At 34.8% G+C, this 14,814-nt stretch carries 14 protein-coding genes, 3 pseudogenes and 1 other annotated feature (1 of these 18 cut by a window edge); of the genes and pseudogenes, 5 read left to right on the top strand and 12 right to left on the bottom strand.

Features of this window, described 5'->3' with window-relative positions; translation table 11 throughout:
* Window positions 1–186 (bottom strand) — a binding site (T-box leader) (it extends 53 nt beyond the left edge of the window).
* A gap of 115 nt (window positions 187–301) precedes the next feature.
* The 6 genes and pseudogenes from QRY57_RS12050 to QRY57_RS12025 all read right to left on the bottom strand — a co-directional run bounded on the left by QRY57_RS12050 (window position 302) and on the right by QRY57_RS12025 (window position 5,926).
* Complete coding sequence (locus QRY57_RS12050; RefSeq protein WP_286017538.1) at window positions 302–466, bottom strand: hypothetical protein; 165 nt, start codon at window positions 464–466, stop codon at window positions 302–304.
* Between the two features lie 234 nt (window positions 467–700).
* Window positions 701–1,561 (bottom strand): MBL fold metallo-hydrolase, encoded by an 861-nt coding sequence (locus QRY57_RS12045; RefSeq protein ID WP_286017537.1) that lies wholly within the window; start codon window positions 1,559–1,561, stop codon window positions 701–703.
* Window positions 1,562–1,794: 233 nt separating this feature from the next.
* A complete protein-coding gene (locus QRY57_RS12040) occupies window positions 1,795–2,622 on the bottom strand; it encodes a DegV family protein (RefSeq protein ID WP_098303482.1) in 828 nt (275 codons plus the stop codon).
* A gap of 190 nt (window positions 2,623–2,812) precedes the next feature.
* Window positions 2,813–3,694, bottom strand: a complete 882-nt coding sequence (locus QRY57_RS12035) for a class I SAM-dependent methyltransferase (protein ID WP_286017536.1) — start codon at window positions 3,692–3,694, stop codon at window positions 2,813–2,815.
* A 275-nt stretch (window positions 3,695–3,969) separates the two neighbouring features.
* Window positions 3,970–5,095: pseudogene (gene tnpB, locus QRY57_RS12030) on the bottom strand (IS200/IS605 family element RNA-guided endonuclease TnpB).
* A gap of 588 nt (window positions 5,096–5,683) precedes the next feature.
* Entirely contained in the window at window positions 5,684–5,926 is a 243-nt protein-coding gene (locus QRY57_RS12025) for a hypothetical protein (RefSeq protein WP_286017535.1), read from the bottom strand.
* A gap of 35 nt (window positions 5,927–5,961) precedes the next feature.
* Here QRY57_RS12025 and QRY57_RS12020 point away from each other — a divergent pair, with 35 nt between their 5' ends.
* The gene (locus QRY57_RS12020; RefSeq protein WP_026593093.1) at window positions 5,962–6,210 is read left to right on the top strand and encodes a hypothetical protein; all 249 of its coding nucleotides are present in this window, start codon (window positions 5,962–5,964) and stop codon (window positions 6,208–6,210) included.
* A gap of 309 nt (window positions 6,211–6,519) precedes the next feature.
* On the opposite strand, the gene QRY57_RS12015 is transcribed toward QRY57_RS12020, so the two are convergent.
* Entirely contained in the window at window positions 6,520–7,260 is a 741-nt protein-coding gene (locus QRY57_RS12015; RefSeq protein ID WP_286017534.1) for a metallophosphoesterase family protein, read from the bottom strand.
* A gap of 67 nt (window positions 7,261–7,327) precedes the next feature.
* Complete coding sequence (gene yeiL / locus QRY57_RS12010) at window positions 7,328–8,020, bottom strand: transcriptional regulator YeiL (protein WP_286017533.1); 693 nt, start codon at window positions 8,018–8,020, stop codon at window positions 7,328–7,330.
* A 128-nt stretch (window positions 8,021–8,148) separates the two neighbouring features.
* Between yeiL and QRY57_RS12005 the strand changes: the two genes are divergently transcribed.
* Together QRY57_RS12005 and QRY57_RS12000 are read left to right on the top strand one after the other, a co-directional pair.
* Window positions 8,149–8,571, top strand: coding sequence for a DMT family transporter (locus tag QRY57_RS12005; RefSeq protein ID WP_286017532.1), 423 nt, complete (start codon window positions 8,149–8,151; stop codon window positions 8,569–8,571).
* Between the two features lie 14 nt (window positions 8,572–8,585).
* Window positions 8,586–9,050, top strand: a complete 465-nt coding sequence (locus tag QRY57_RS12000; protein WP_286017531.1) for a DMT family transporter — start codon at window positions 8,586–8,588, stop codon at window positions 9,048–9,050.
* A 145-nt stretch (window positions 9,051–9,195) separates the two neighbouring features.
* Here QRY57_RS12000 and QRY57_RS11995 read toward each other — a convergent pair whose 3' ends face one another.
* On the bottom strand, window positions 9,196–10,455 hold the full coding sequence (locus QRY57_RS11995; RefSeq protein WP_286017530.1) for a multidrug effflux MFS transporter: 1,260 nt from the start codon (window positions 10,453–10,455) through the stop codon (window positions 9,196–9,198).
* Between the two features lie 305 nt (window positions 10,456–10,760).
* Here QRY57_RS11995 and QRY57_RS11990 point away from each other — a divergent pair, with 305 nt between their 5' ends.
* The gene (locus tag QRY57_RS11990; RefSeq protein ID WP_208019371.1) at window positions 10,761–11,234 is read left to right on the top strand and encodes a MarR family winged helix-turn-helix transcriptional regulator; all 474 of its coding nucleotides are present in this window, start codon (window positions 10,761–10,763) and stop codon (window positions 11,232–11,234) included.
* A 102-nt stretch (window positions 11,235–11,336) separates the two neighbouring features.
* Here the strand turns inward: QRY57_RS11990 and QRY57_RS11985 are convergent.
* A protein-coding gene (locus QRY57_RS11985) for an IS3 family transposase (protein ID WP_286015944.1) occupies window positions 11,337–12,691 on the bottom strand; the annotation gives its coding sequence in 2 pieces (ribosomal slippage) (window positions 11,337–12,238 and window positions 12,238–12,691; 1,356 coding nt in all).
* Window positions 12,692–12,876: 185 nt separating this feature from the next.
* Here QRY57_RS11985 and QRY57_RS11980 point away from each other — a divergent pair.
* A pseudogene (locus tag QRY57_RS11980) lies at window positions 12,877–13,137 on the top strand (IS4 family transposase); the annotation flags it as partial.
* 184 nt (window positions 13,138–13,321) lie between these two features.
* On the opposite strand, the gene QRY57_RS11975 reads toward QRY57_RS11980, so the two are convergent.
* Together QRY57_RS11975 and QRY57_RS27140 are read right to left on the bottom strand one after the other, a co-directional pair.
* The gene (locus tag QRY57_RS11975) at window positions 13,322–14,386 is read right to left on the bottom strand and encodes an endonuclease/exonuclease/phosphatase family protein (RefSeq protein WP_432804073.1); all 1,065 of its coding nucleotides are present in this window, start codon (window positions 14,384–14,386) and stop codon (window positions 13,322–13,324) included.
* A 99-nt stretch (window positions 14,387–14,485) separates the two neighbouring features.
* Window positions 14,486–14,724, bottom strand: a pseudogene (locus QRY57_RS27140) (IS66 family transposase); the annotation flags it as partial.
* Window positions 14,725–14,814: the final 90 nt, after the last annotated feature.

Below are 14,814 nucleotides of genomic sequence, written 5' to 3'. Positions count from 1 at the left end.
ATAGCACTTAGCAACGTACTAGCATACGCGTTCTTTGTAACGGTAGACATCCGTCCGAGCTTACTCTATTCAGCCACGGCTCCTCGGAGATGATTTTCAAATAAAGTCTGTACACCGGCTTTCAGCAAGACACCGGCTCTCTGGGGAACAGTACGATATTTTACTCTTTCTCGTCTTCAGATTTGTATACTTTTATTAAAAGTTATTTTATTCCATGAAACAGATAATTGTCAATCAATTCAAAAATATATTTTCATTTTCATCCTAATTTTCGTATTTTATACATCGTGAAAAGTTTCTATTACTTTATCGTGCCCCATACTTCCTCTAAACCTTCATCTTCTTCTCCAAGTTCTGCAAAAAATCCAGTTTTATCTTCATGAAGAACTGTTTCAAGTTCTGCCTTTGCCTCTTCGTTTCGATTTAAAACAGCTAAATAGCATGTTCTGTTGTATCGAACTAACAAATCTGAAGAATCGAAATAAAATTCAGATTAACAAATGCTTTCTCTACATATTTAGTGTTCTTCTTTTATGTTATCTTTTCTTGTTTTTGTGGAAAACACAAAATTAGATTATAGCCATGAAAAGGTACAACGCTTTAATAAACAAACATGTTAAAAGACCCAGAAACAAAATTCCTAGGCTTTTTAACATGCTTTCTAGTAAAAGAAATCGTATACTTTTCTCTGAGTTTAATATTAAACTCTTTCTAGACAGTATCCATTGACGAAAAAATTGATAGTTTCAATTTCTTCAGCATTTAATTTTCTTTGCAGTCCCTTTTCAAGCTCTTTAATAATGGCTTTTTCATTCCCCTTATATTTTCCCGTCAAAAATGCTGTTTCTTTTAAAAAATTAATTTTCAATTGAAATTCCTCTTTATAAACGGGCTTATCGTGATGAGATAAGAAAAAAATGTCTGCGTCATATTTTTCAAGCTGTTTAACTAGTTGCAAAGTATTTTTAATGGTATAACTCCATTTTTTTGAGTAGAGATTTGCGTACATACAATCCCCCAGAAAAAGAATTTTTTCTTCCGGAATATAAATAACCGTACAATCATCAGCGTGATCGCCACCCACATGTTCAATTACAACCGTTACTTCCCCTAAATTAATAGACATTTGCTTATCAAATGTAATATCAGGTATTGGAAGAAACACTTCTCTCTGATGACCCAACTCTTTCTTTATTGCTTCCGCACAAAATGGAATTTCTATTCCTTCTTTAACGCGCTGATCTAAGTATTTATCTTCCCATGATAAATTCTGAAGCCTTTTAATTTTTTCGTGAGTTTTATAATGAGCAATTACTGGTATATCTATTGCGCTCATCCCGAAAACATGATCCCAATCTGAGTGAGTGAGAACAAGAAAGTCGCCTTTAATATGTACTTCTTCTAATTGTTTAAGAAATAAATTAGCATGTTTAGGTGAATTTCCAGCATCAATTAATAATGTCTTTTTTTCTCCTGTAACTGCTGCTAAAATTGGTCGATCCGTTTCTTGATACGGTGGTAAGTATAAAATTCGATTTGATATTCTTTCGATTTTTTGCAAGTTCCTATTCTCCTTTAGATGGTGACATATGTTGCTATAATTCTTTAGAAAATAATTGTAGCTTATCAAAATTTGATAGATTCATAAAACATCATTTTTTCTGTATACTTCCATAAAAAGAATAGCGTATTTTTTCGTTATATGAATACAAATTTGTCCTATACTTATTACTAAATTTCTGAATTATTTCCATTTACATAAAACTGAGAACAAAAACATAAAAAAACCGTGAATTATTCACGGTTTTCCCCTTTCGAAAAGCTAATCGCAATTGTTCCAGCGCCAGCATGAACAGCAAAAGATATAGGAAGTGGGTAAATTTGAAACTTCATTTCAGGAAATACTTCTCTAAAATCGGCAATCCATTCTTTCGCCCCTGCTTCATCATTAGCGTGGAAAACATGTACCACTTTCGGAGTGTCTTTTTCAAGTTCAGTTCGCATATACTCTTTACACTTTTGTATTTTACGAACTTTTTTTGTCATCACAACTTCTCCGTTTTGTACTTCTAAAATTGGATTCACGCTTAGTAGGCTACCTAGTATAAACTGCACTCCCTTCACACGTCCACTTGCATATAAACCTTTTAGATCTTTCGGAAATACATAATAAGGACTACGTTCAATGTGTTGTATTGTTTTTTGTATATCTTGTAAAGTCATACCTTCACGGTATAACGTTTGTGCTTTTGTTAAAAGTTCATCCATTGGATAACTTGCTGTTTCACTATCTATTACGATTAGAGGAAATCCTGCCATTTCTGCTGCGAGTATCATATTTTGATAGGTACCACTTACCTTCCCGCTAATTGTGAAAGCAAATCCTTCTTCATATTCCTCTTTACACTTCGAGAAAAGAGCAACCATCTCGCCTAAATTCGGTTGTGATGTAGTTACGGTTACACCTTCTTTTAACGCATCGTAGACACGTTCACGAACACCTTCTTCACAGTCTTTATAGGCAGTTCCATTAATAACAATTTCAATTGGTATAACAAAATTATCTTCACTTGTTGTACAGCTTGCAGTTGTACTATCAGTAAACCAAGCAACTCGCTTCATGCTGTTCCTCCCTTGTATACATCCTTCCCTAAAAATTACCTCACTATTCTATCTATTTGAGTTATGAAAAGGACTATGTTTGTTATCATAACAAGACTATCTCTGTTTTTCTATAGGATATGGATGATTTGAGCAAAGTTTTCAAAATTAATATCGATTCTATCCAAATTCGTACACTATTTCGACATATTTACTTATTCTTCACGATTCCAAAAGTGATTTTCATACTTGGGGCATAGACGAAAGAAGATTCTAAAGTAAATTCTTTAGAGAAGTTTAATTCTGCCTGGTACTGTGCTATCGCTTCATTATACGTCAGTCCTCGGCTTATTAAACGTTCAATAAAACCATCCTTTTCAGCAGGTGTATTACCGATTCCCTCTTCCTTAAGTGCGTGATACAATTGTTGTTTCTCTCTTTGCATCTCATTCGTATTAAGAAAATTCACCTTATCGCTAACCCTGCACTCAATCTTTTCTACACCTAGTTCACTTAAATATATCGGTAATTTCATTCCAATGTTACCATCCGCGCCATTTCGCTTTGCATCTTTTTCAAACAATTTTTGCAGAACACCAAGCTGAATCATTTCAGCTTGCTCCAGATTATTCAGGTAATACGAAGACATATTAGAAATCCAGTGTGGTTCAAAACATATGATACTGCCTCCATTAACAACTGAATCTATCATTTTTTGTAACATTGTCTTCGAATCGTTCATATGTAGTAAAAAAGCATGACAAACTGCTATATCATAATTTCTTTCTAATTCAATTTCAGTAGCATCTGCTTCAATAAACTCTACTTCATATGGAAGACTTCGGAATAACTCTCTTGCTTCATTAATTAGTTTCTTACCCTTATCAACTCCTGTATATCTAGACCCTATTGGTAACAGAGGCAATAGGGTCAGCCCTAAATATCCATATCCACAACCGTAGTCAACTATATGAACTGGTTTAGAAATTTTCCAAACTGCATTTACCAAAAAACTTATATAATCATCGTTGTAATATAGATCTCTTGTATTTCTCAAATATTCTAACTGATTATCCCATTCATACTCTTTCAATTCAATCATCCCCTTTTATTTATATTGAAAGCATTGATTCCATTTGCTTCTTTGAGCAGATGATAAAATATTTTATAGATATATAAACATTTTTGCATATCCATAAGTATTTAATGTATCTAGAAATCTGGTAACCTCATTTAGACAAAATGGATTTAATGAAAAGTCCAACTAATAGAGATACCAGTGTATATTTGAACTACCCCCACTTAACAGTCTAACAAACTATTTGAAGTGGGGGATTCCTACGAACACCAAAGTATCCCTCGGCTTTATTAGTAGGCAATCCCCGTAGTCCCTACGGTTAGAAGCCTTAAGGCCTCTTTTCTCAAATTTTGTCCTGCGTTGACATCTCTATCATGATGCATACCACAAGAACGACACTTCCATTCACGCAACTCTAGATCTTTCACGTCTTTGTTTTTGTTGCCACAATGCGAACAAAGTTGAGAGCTGGCGAATGTTTTGGATACCACGATAACTTGTTTTCCATACCACTCTGCTTTATACACAAGCATCGCTCTGAATTGTGACCAAGATACTTCTTGAATCGCTTTCGCGAGCTTGTGATTCTGTAACATATTGGATACTTGCAAATCTTCTATCCCAATCACATCGTGGTTTTTGATGATCATCGTAGATAGTTTTTGTAAGTAATCAGTTCTTGCATTTGTGATTCGTTCATATATACAAGCCACTTTGATTCGCTGTTTATGCCAGTTCGCTCCACCTTTTGTACGACGAGACAAAATGCGCTGAGCATGAGCGAGCTTTTTCTCTAATATCCGAAACCATTTCGGATTGCCAAATACTTCTCCCGTTGAAAGAATCGCAACGTTTTTCACGCCAACATCCACACCAACAGCGGAACCTGTCTTTGGCAATTCTTGCACTTCTACTTCAGCAAGAATCGAGACAAAATATGTTCCACTTGGATTCCTTCTGACAGTAGCGCTCAAAATACGTCCTTCTACCTCACGACTTTTGGTAAACGTGACAAGGCCCAGTTTCGGTAACTTTATTTTATTCCCTACAATCGCGATGTTCCCATTTGTGTGCTTCGTTGTATAGGATTGGACTTTATTGTTTTTTGACTTAAACCGAGGTGCTTTGTTTTGTTTGTTGAAGAATCGTGAATACGAGTCAGCGAAGTTGTGAAGAGAAGATTGAAGAGCCATGCTGTCCACTTCTTTGAGCCATACAAATTCTTTTTTTGAGGGCAGGTAGTTGCGAAGAACAAGTTCCATAGGTGAATCCTTTCCCTGTTTCTTTATATCTATCATTCCATTTTGCTAAAAAATAATTGAATACAAAACGAGAACAACCCATTGTTTTCGCGATACTTATTTTTTGTTCTGCATTAGGGTAGATCCGGAACTTATACGCTTTATGGACGAGCACCACTTTCCACCTCACTTTCTATTTTAGTTTTTCTACATGCTTTTTTCACCATATGTATGAGAACGATATCGGAATATACTCAAAAATACTTCTCTCGTATCATTTCTTCTTTTTTGTCGAAAATCCTCTGCCACCCTTCAAAAATGTATACATATGGAAGACTTTTATAATGGAACAATTCCTTCTATGTAAGAATACTTCTTCCTGCATCAATTCCCTTCTATAGGAACGAACGAATCCCGATACCTCATCCTAACTCTTCCACAAGGAGAAATGTTAGGATTTTACCTAACCGCCATTCATCTCCCACCTACTCATTGGACCATGTCCTACCCATTCCTTGAGGTGGAGTTTTCTGTCGGGAAATGATAAGACCCAAGAAAGAAAAGTCTCATTTGCATATTTCAACACAAGTAATAAGAAGAGTATGCAAACGATTATTGGTATAACTCATAATTTTTTGAGTTTCAAATAAACAATTGCACCTAACATAATCGTAAGAACTGAAAAAAGAATCAAAACTAAGAGCATCGGATTACTAAATATTTGTGCCACTTTCTTGATTCCTCCGATATCAAAATTCGGCCTTTATTTAAACAACTTAATGATATTTTTGGCGTATGTACCGTTTACTTCATAACCCACTCCGTGCTGTTCACTGGTACTCTCTACAAGGTTTCCTTCTAACTGTACAAAGAAATCTTGTTTATCTCCATTTTTATATTTTAATGTAATTACAGCATTCATATTTTTCAGCGCTTCTTTGTCTAATAACACATCTTTCTTTTTTGCATTTTGAAGACTTTCAAGTTGATATACATGTAAAATCAAGGTAACATTCCTTATTTAGAAAGGAAGTAATAAATATGGGATTATGTGTAGATTTGTTTAAAGAATATGAAAATGAAGAGGAAGTTGTTTATCGTTTTTTTCCTTGTGAAGAGGAAGAAAAATCAGGAAAAATTCAATTTAATAAACTAGAAAAAAGATCTGTGGAGCTAGAACCAGCTAAAGTTGAAAGCGCAGATTACTATTTTCTTAAAGCAGTTGGTTCTATACAAAAACATGCTAGAAATTCAGATGAATTTCCAGAATTTTTATTTTCACAGTCGTAATCACACTTTTTTCAATCCTATTCTTTTTAGTAGATGGAGTTTTAAAGTAAACATAAAAAAGCACTAACTTAGTGATAAGGGAAAGTTTCTTATCACTAAGTTGGCGCTTTTGAAATTTAAAAGATAAGCAGTCTATGCTACAACATCCACAAACTTTATGTTAGAAAACACTGACACTACTTCTGATCTTCGGTTTGTTTTAATCTTATGATTGTTATCCATTTCTTTTCAACCATGCCGCCCAAATTCCTTTCATACTTATAAACTCACTTTACTTTCTGAACCTATGGACTATAAAGATTTCCAGCACTATATTTCCACGCGACCAGTTCGTAATGCCACCGCCCAATCCTCTCGTCCGTTCTTCTCTGCACTCTCTGCAGCTTTCTCCCAATCATACGGTACTGAAATTTGTTCGATAATCCACCGTGTTGATTCCTTTTCCAGTACTGCATAATTAGCGAGCGGTGATCCTGATTCCATTTTATGAGAAATCGGCAAGTCATCTTTGTACGCTGGAAGACCTATACTCCCTGGATTTACAACGATTTTCCCATCTGGTAAATATACAACTCTAGGAATATGAGTATGTCCACATACAATTATTTGTTGCTCTATGTTTTGAAGGTGTTTCATAATTTCATCTGTAGTCTTCAATACCCCTCCATCTTCTGTCATTTTTTCTAGTAAATATATTTCATCCGAATCTGGTGTTCCATGACAGAAAAAGATATCTTCCATAATATATTGAGAAGGATGCTCCTTTAGCCAATTTAAATGCTCATTTGTTAATAACCTTTTCACTTCATATAGAGTGGATGATGAATCTTGCACAGGCTCCCACAACATTCGATCACAGTTACCTCTAACGTGATTCATCTTATGCTCCTTTAAAATCTTGATTGTTCCTACAGGATCTAAAGGACCATATATACTATCTCCTAAATTAAAAATCAAATCCACATTACGATGTGAGATATCTTTTAACACCGCTTCTAGCGCAAAACTATTTCCATGAATATCTGAAATAATAGCTATTTTTTGTTTCATAAGGGCACCTGCCATTCCAAAATTCTAATCTTTCGAAACTCTATAAATGTCTACACTTAGACTCTGTTTATTTATAAACATCTGCCGCGAGCTGTTTTAAAAGACCTATGTTTATCACTTCAAAGTATCCATTATTCTTTCTTATTACACTTTTATCGCAGAGAGTATTCAATGTTCGTAGTAAGTGCCTATAGCTTGTTCCTAATAATTCCGATGTTTCCGTTAAATTTCCATTAAATATAATTCTTTGTTTAGTATGTGTAGTACATTCTCCTGTCGCAAGAATGTAACTCGCTAATCTATTTTCAAGAGGATACAGTAAATTAATTGTGCTATTTTTTGAAAGTCTATTTAACTTATGAGCTAAAGAACCGCAGATACACCTTAAAAAAGTTGCATCACTCAGCAATTGTTCTCTAACTTTTTCTAAAGGTAGACCAATACAATATGAATCCGCTATCACTTGTACATTAGAAGTAATTTTTTGAGAGTGGATTAATTCAATATCCCCTAACATTTGTAAGGTATCATAAAAACATAATAATACAGATTTCCCATTACTTAATGTGTTATAGGCCTTTGCTTTTCCTTCAACAAAGAAATACAGATAGTGAATATCTTCATTCTCCTTACAAATATACTCATTCTTTTTAAAGAGTAATAGTTCCATATATGATTTCATGTCATTGCTGAAAAATGATGCAATTTTATTCTTTTTCACATAATCGTCTAACTTATGAGAATTACATATTTTCTTCATACATCCCCCACCTTTGTAACTCATTATCATTATAAAGAAAATTTCTTTCTTTCACTATGACATATGTCATAGTAGCTCACGATTTAATCGTGATACATTACATGTAAATTTATAAAGGGGGAACATCATTGTACAATTTACTCTCAATTATTATAGGTGCTTTCATCGCCATTATGATTCCTTTAAATGGAGTCTTATCTGAAATGACAGGTAACTATACGTCTAGTGTAATGATTCATATCGTTGGATTAGTTGCCATTGTCATTGTTTTGCTTGTTAGCAAGTCCAAATTTCACATGCAAAAAGGGATACCACTTTACCTCTATAGCGCAGGAGCTATCGGTGTATTTACTGTATTGTTTAGTAATATTAGCTTCTCAGCACTTGGTGTCTCTATTACTATCGCTTTAAGTCTACTTGGGCAATCTGTTTCATCTATTATTATCGATCATTTCGGCTTATTGGGTATGAGGGTTGTGAAATTTGAAAAGAAAAAAATGTTTGGATTACTACTGATTTCTTCAGGAATCGTTGTAATGACTATTTTTTAATGGAGGGTGGAACCATGTTATATGTCTGTATTGCCATTTTAGCTGGAATTTCCATTGTAGTTGCAAGAATTATTAATGCTAACTTAGCAACAAAAATTGGAATTTTCCAAGGGACATTTGTTAATTATATTACGGGACTGTTTTTTTCATTTTTATTTTTAATCTTTAGCAATGAATCTCTTCACGTATCAACTCCAACATTGCAATCTATACCATTTGTAGTGTATTTAGGTGGGTTAGTAGGTGTTATTGTAATTGTATTATCAAACTATATTACTCCTAAGATATCATCTTTCTATTTAACGTTATTGATTTTTGTAGGGCAATTGTTTATGGGAGTTTTGATTGATTTTTTCAACTCGGGAGATGTATCTATTGGTAAAATTATTGGTGGTTTTTTAGTATTACTTGGGCTTACTTATAATTTACTACTAGATAGGACGTATGAACCTGTGAAAAATAGTCGAGTACATTTCTAGCAACATACTAAAAAAGATGGAATAAAACCGCTCGCTTATATTTGAATTGTACCCCTAGTATGAGTAATATGTATGAATCATTTCAAAAATATAATAAAAAGAGCTGATTCAAAGTGTAGTTTGAATCAGCTCTTTTTTAATAGTTTTATGCCGATATATCTTGTTTTTCTCGCAGTGCAATTTGTTTTTCACTACGATGCGCCATAAATATGTAACATAAAACTGCTCCCACTTCACATAAGGCAATCACAATTCCCATAGGAAGTGCTGTGTTACTACCTCCAATCCCAACTAAAGGCGCAACAAGCGCTCCAGAAATATACTGAAACAACCCTAGCAACGCTGATGCTGTTCCGGCAGCTTGTTTTTGATTTCTCATTGCTAGAGAAAAACCTGGTGTTGATACAACCCCAACACTTGATCCAATAAGGAATAATGAACATAAAACACCAATTAACCCGATTCCTAATACAATCGTAAGAAGTAAAGAAATACCACCGACAACTGCAATCCCAATACCGGCTACAAATAATGTTTTCTCACTTAGCTTCCCTGCTAAACGGCCGGTAAAGTGAGTGGCAATGATAATCCCAATACCATTAAGAGCAAAAAACAAACTAAATTCTTGAGGTGATGCTCCATATATATTTTGCAGCACAAACGGTGATCCCGAAATATAAGCAAACATCGCTGCTATTACTAATCCCTGGGACAAAGCATATCCCATAAACAAGCGATCTTTCAGTAATTTCTTGTATGTTGATAATGTTCCTATTAAACCACCTGTCGCTCTCTCTGCTGGAGGTAATGTCTCAGGTAAGATAAAAATAACACATACTAACATAAAGACACATATTGCTCCAAGGACAACGAAGACACCATGCCATGATGTAATCTGTAACAATTGCCCTCCAATAATGGGACCCAAAATTGGCGCTGCTCCGTTTACTAACATTAGAAGTGAGAAAAACTTTGTCATTTCAGGACCTGAGTACATATCGCGTACCATAGCACGTGATATAACAATACCCGCTGATCCTGAAGCCCCTTGTAAAAATCGTAATAGAATTAAACTCCAAATAGATGGTGCTACCGCGCAAAGTAAAGAAGATCCAATAAAAATAATAAGAGCGATAATTAAAGGCTTACGCCGCCCATAAATATCACTAATAGAACCAACGAATAATTGTCCCACCGCAAGCCCAAGCAAAAAAGCTGTTAACGTAAGCTGAGTAAGAGAGGTACTCGTTTGTAAATCCTCTGTTATTTTTGGTAAAGAAGGCAAGTACAAATCAATGGCCAATGGTCCAATTGCCGTAAGTGTCCCTAATACAAGAATTATCCATAACCTGTTTACTTTTACAGGATTATGTACATCGTAATCCACTTTATTCACTTCCATCATTCATCCTTTCCAACATAAGCTTTGAACCGTAACAATTTTGATTTTTTTAGCGAATCTCCTTTCATGACATAAATAATCAAGTCAATTAAATTGACTACGATTCACATGTTACAATAGGATAAAACTCAAGTCAACTAAATTGACCGAGATTCACATGTACAATAAGATAAAATATAGTCAACTAAATTGACTATATTTTTTCAGTAAAACAAGATTAAATTTAAGTTGATTTGATTGACTATTATTGGTGTAGTACAATATTAGTAAAGTAAATTTTATTGACTTCTTTTGAGGAGGCTTTATGTATGGATCATCAAGTTTTTAGTGAATTAGATCTTACATCTCTTTTGTCATTATCTTTTAGTGCATCGATTAATGAACTACATGACAGATTGAGTGAATTAGGATTTGGCGATATTAAACCTGCACATGGTTTTATTCTTAAATGTATCAGCCTTGATGGAGCAACTGGTATAGAACTAGCCGAATATTTAGGAATTACAAAGCAAGCTGTGAGTAAAATGGTGGATTATCTTGAGAATAGTGGTTATGTAATGCGCCAAAATCATCGCACTAATAAAAGAGGAAAAATTATTGTTTTGACTAAACGAGGTTGGTTAGTAGTGAAAGCAAAGGAGGAAATAATAGCTGAGATAGAACAGCGCTGGAGTGAAAACATAGGTGCTGAACGAATGAAAATGATCAGAGAAGATTTAACAAAATTAGTTTATAAAGCTAGAGAAGGTAAATTTTCATCGGGAGTAAGACCTGTCTGGTAGATATAGAATTTATAAAGAGGACTGACGGTACCCCTAAATAAAAAGCAGTTGCCTCATATATATGGTTGAAGTGACCCCTAAAAGTTAGACACGGTTATTTCATTAGGCAGCTTGATAAAAGTGAGTCCGGTATTGCACCGGGCTCATTTTTAATTTTGCCTTTATCCGTTTCGTATTATAGTAATCTATATATTTTTCTAATTCTATTTTAAAATGCTCTACACTTTCAAACTCTTTTATGTAGAGGAATTCCGACTTCATGATCCCAAAGAAATTCTCCATTACTGCGTTGTCGTAACAGTTTCCTTTTCGAGACATACTCTGCACAATACCTCTTGATTCAAGTGTACGGACATATTGTTTCATTTGATAATGCCACCCTTGATCTGAATGCATCAGTAGCTGGTGATTTTCAGGTAAACGTTCTAATGCTTTCTCTAACATTTCTGAAACAAGTGAATACGTCGGTCTAGAGCCAATTGTATATGTAATAATTTCACTGTTATACAAGTCTAATACAGGTGATAAATAAAGTTTCTCTCCAAACAATTTAAACTCTGTGATGTCTGTTACCCATTTTTGATTCGGGGCATTTGCATTAAAATTGCGCTCTAAAATATTTGGTGCAATTTTACCGGATTTCCCCTTATAAGACTTATATTTTTTCATACGCACAACACACTTTAATCCAAGCTCTTTCATAATGCGCTGAACCTTCTTGTGATTCACTTTCTGACCACGATTCGTTAACTCATCACGAATGCGACGGTAGCCATAAAGCCCTTCATTTTCCTCATAAATCGCTTTAATCTCAGCTTTCAAATCGGTATCTAGATCCGGACGATTCATTTTCTTCACTAAATCATAATACGTGCTTCGTGGAATATCAGCTAGCTCCACGAGTGCCTTCACCGAATATTTATGCCTTAATTCATAGACTACTTGCGCTTTGTCCTGTTTAGTGACTTTTCCTTGTTTTGAACTAAGGCATTCAACTTTTTTAAGTACTCATTTTCCATTTCAAGCTGTTTAATACGTGCTTCAAGTGCTTCGACTGATCCTTCAACTGGTGCTTGTCTTGATTGTTTATTCGACACTTTTTTCATGGATGGACGCCCCTTTTTCTTTGATTGAAGGGCACCAATTCCTTGTGTTTCGAGTTGTTTTTTCCAAACAATAATCGTTGAAGGGGCAGGAATGTTAAAGATAGCTGCCGTTTCAATTAAGGACGTACCGTTTTCAATCATAAAATTTAGTACGTCTAGTTTAAATTGTTGTGTGTAATTTGTATACCGTTTTAGGAAAGCTTCCACACCATTCTGCTTATATTGGTTTACCCAATTCAAAATTACTGTGTCTCTTATGCCGATCGCTTTACCAATTTCTCGATAACTTTCATTTCCGTTCAAATAACGTAGAACGATGTGTATTTTTTCATCAACCGTAAATTTAGCCATAGAAAAACTGCACCTCCAATTGTTAGATTATGTGTCTAACAATTGGGGTGCAGTTCAGGTCAACTGCTTTTTATTTAGGATTTTTGTCTTGTTCTGGTCCATACTTCTTCAGCAACCATAAGTAATTCCTTTCATATTCTACATTTACAAAATATATACATTCCACCTTCATTTTTATAAATCACACAAATTGTTTAACGTCCCTTCAACCGAACGATGTATGTATACGTGATTTAAGATATTTTAACTTAAAAGACTTTCATACTATAGAAGAGAATAATGCTTATTTTATTTCAAGATTAAAGCTTGATATGCGTATATATCAGTAGAATAAAGAACCTGAATATTTTCAAAGTAGAACAATAAAAAAGCACTCTGAGCACATCCCATTTGATATGGAGCCATTCATTGACCGATTACAGTCAGGTAAAACATATGAAATCCCCCCCCGAAATATCCTGACTCTATTTTAAATTCATACCTAATCAAGAAAAGATGGAACGAAACTTTAAAAGTCAAAAAACACAAAAAAATGCTACCTTTTTTAAAGGATAGCATTTCACTTTTACTTTCTTAAAATTCCCTCTAACTGCTTGAAGTATCAAACGTTTCAATAGAGCCATTCCCCTACTATTTTAACTTCAACACTGCGCTTACCGGGTTATGATCACTGTTTTCAAACTTCAAATCATGCCCTTGTACGCTCACAATCTCCACATTGGGAGACACTAAAAATCCATCGATAATCGTAACGAAGTTCTCATCTTCGACATAGCTCTTCGCATTATCACGAACTGTCCAAACAGTATCATCAACAGCCCACTGGAACCCACCATCAGTGAAATCTTCTGGCAGCTGTACTAACCACTCTGGCCATTCTTCTTTAAACTTCGGATCTTTTAACTGCACATCAGATAATAGCTGATTCCAGTCTCCGCCAAGCACAATATAATCGCCATTTTTGTAATGCTTATTCATATACTCTTTCAAAAACTCAACTTGTTGCTTTCGAATGTTTCCGCCCTTATCATATGCAGATAAATGAACGTTCACCATTCGTAAATATTTCCCGTTATCAACTGGAACCTTATGCTCAACAATCGCTCGATCTAATTCGAATAATTGACGAAGCCACATTTCTCTTCCAGGAAGCTGATATCTCGTCACTTCTTCTACTTTATATTTTGAGAACGAACCAAGGCCACTGTTCGTATATCCGTGCGGCTTCTTAATTGGCACCGGCACCCACTGCGCATTAAAGTTATAACCAAACGTAGACGCATGATCTTTCAATCCATCTTGAAACGCCTTATACTGATTCACATCAAATGAACGAAGTGACTTCTCATCCATCTCTTGCACTAAAATAAAATCAGAATCTTCATTTTGTAAGAAAGACAGCATATTGCTGACATTCTTTTTTGTTTGCTCTTTACTACTAGAGCGCGAACCCGTTCCTCCGTCTAAGAAGAAATCTTGATCCTTATCTAAACCGCCGTAGCCAATATTAAACGTTGTCGCCTTAAACTCTTCCCCGACTTTAAGAACGCGCTCGTTATTATTTGCCACCTTCAACTTCTCAACATCCTTATGCTTCACATCCGTAATTACCACATACGTAATAAATGCCGCGACAGCACCAAATATCGAGCCTGTACCCCATAATAAACCTTTCACTGCCTTCTTCAAACTCATGACTCCCTTATTCTCTTTTTATAGTTTGCATACATGGTTATTTTAACATGTTCTAAACTAAAGTAACTCTAAAATATACAATACAAGTTGATTTTGGAGTTATTTTTTGTTTCCTTCGCTTTTTTTCGGCACTCTGCAACTAGACTGTAAATCCATTGACCACGGCAAGACTATATCAATCTCCCCTTTATTGTTTAAATTGATATGGTTTGCGTTTCAAACAAATAACGAAGATGATGATAAAGACTTAAATTGTTCTCTTTTGCAGTTTCAACCACACTATACATGATGGCACTTTCTCTAGTACTTCGCGGTGTATTTGAGGGCATCCGGTTTTTTTATAAAAAAACCTCCACATGTAGTATGTAAGGAGATTCTCTCATGAGTTATTTACAAATAGTAGATGGGAAATATTTAACGCTTACTTA

Source organism: Bacillus arachidis (genome assembly GCF_030285945.1).
GTDB lineage: Bacteria > Bacillota > Bacilli > Bacillales > Bacillaceae_G > Bacillus_A > Bacillus_A arachidis.
Note: the sequence above shows the minus strand (reverse complement) of the source record. Positions and strands in the feature narration are given on the sequence as shown.

What these genes read in the sequence shown, in the direction of transcription:
- QRY57_RS12040 (WP_098303482.1), bottom strand. Translation starts at nt 2,622, where the DNA reads ATGAAGCGAGTTGCTTGGTTTACTGATAGTACAACTGCAAGCTGTACA.
- QRY57_RS12020 (WP_026593093.1), top strand. Translation starts at nt 5,962, where the DNA reads ATGGGATTATGTGTAGATTTGTTTAAAGAATATGAAAATGAAGAGGAA.
- QRY57_RS12015 (WP_286017534.1), bottom strand. Translation starts at nt 7,260, where the DNA reads ATGAAACAAAAAATAGCTATTATTTCAGATATTCATGGAAATAGTTTT.
- yeiL (WP_286017533.1), bottom strand. Translation starts at nt 8,020, where the DNA reads ATGAAGAAAATATGTAATTCTCATAAGTTAGACGATTATGTGAAAAAG.
- QRY57_RS12000 (WP_286017531.1), top strand. Translation starts at nt 8,586, where the DNA reads ATGTTATATGTCTGTATTGCCATTTTAGCTGGAATTTCCATTGTAGTT.
- QRY57_RS11995 (WP_286017530.1), bottom strand. Translation starts at nt 10,455, where the DNA reads ATGATGGAAGTGAATAAAGTGGATTACGATGTACATAATCCTGTAAAA.
- QRY57_RS11990 (WP_208019371.1), top strand. Translation starts at nt 10,761, where the DNA reads ATGGATCATCAAGTTTTTAGTGAATTAGATCTTACATCTCTTTTGTCA.
- QRY57_RS11975 (WP_432804073.1), bottom strand. Translation starts at nt 14,386, where the DNA reads ATGAGTTTGAAGAAGGCAGTGAAAGGTTTATTATGGGGTACAGGCTCG.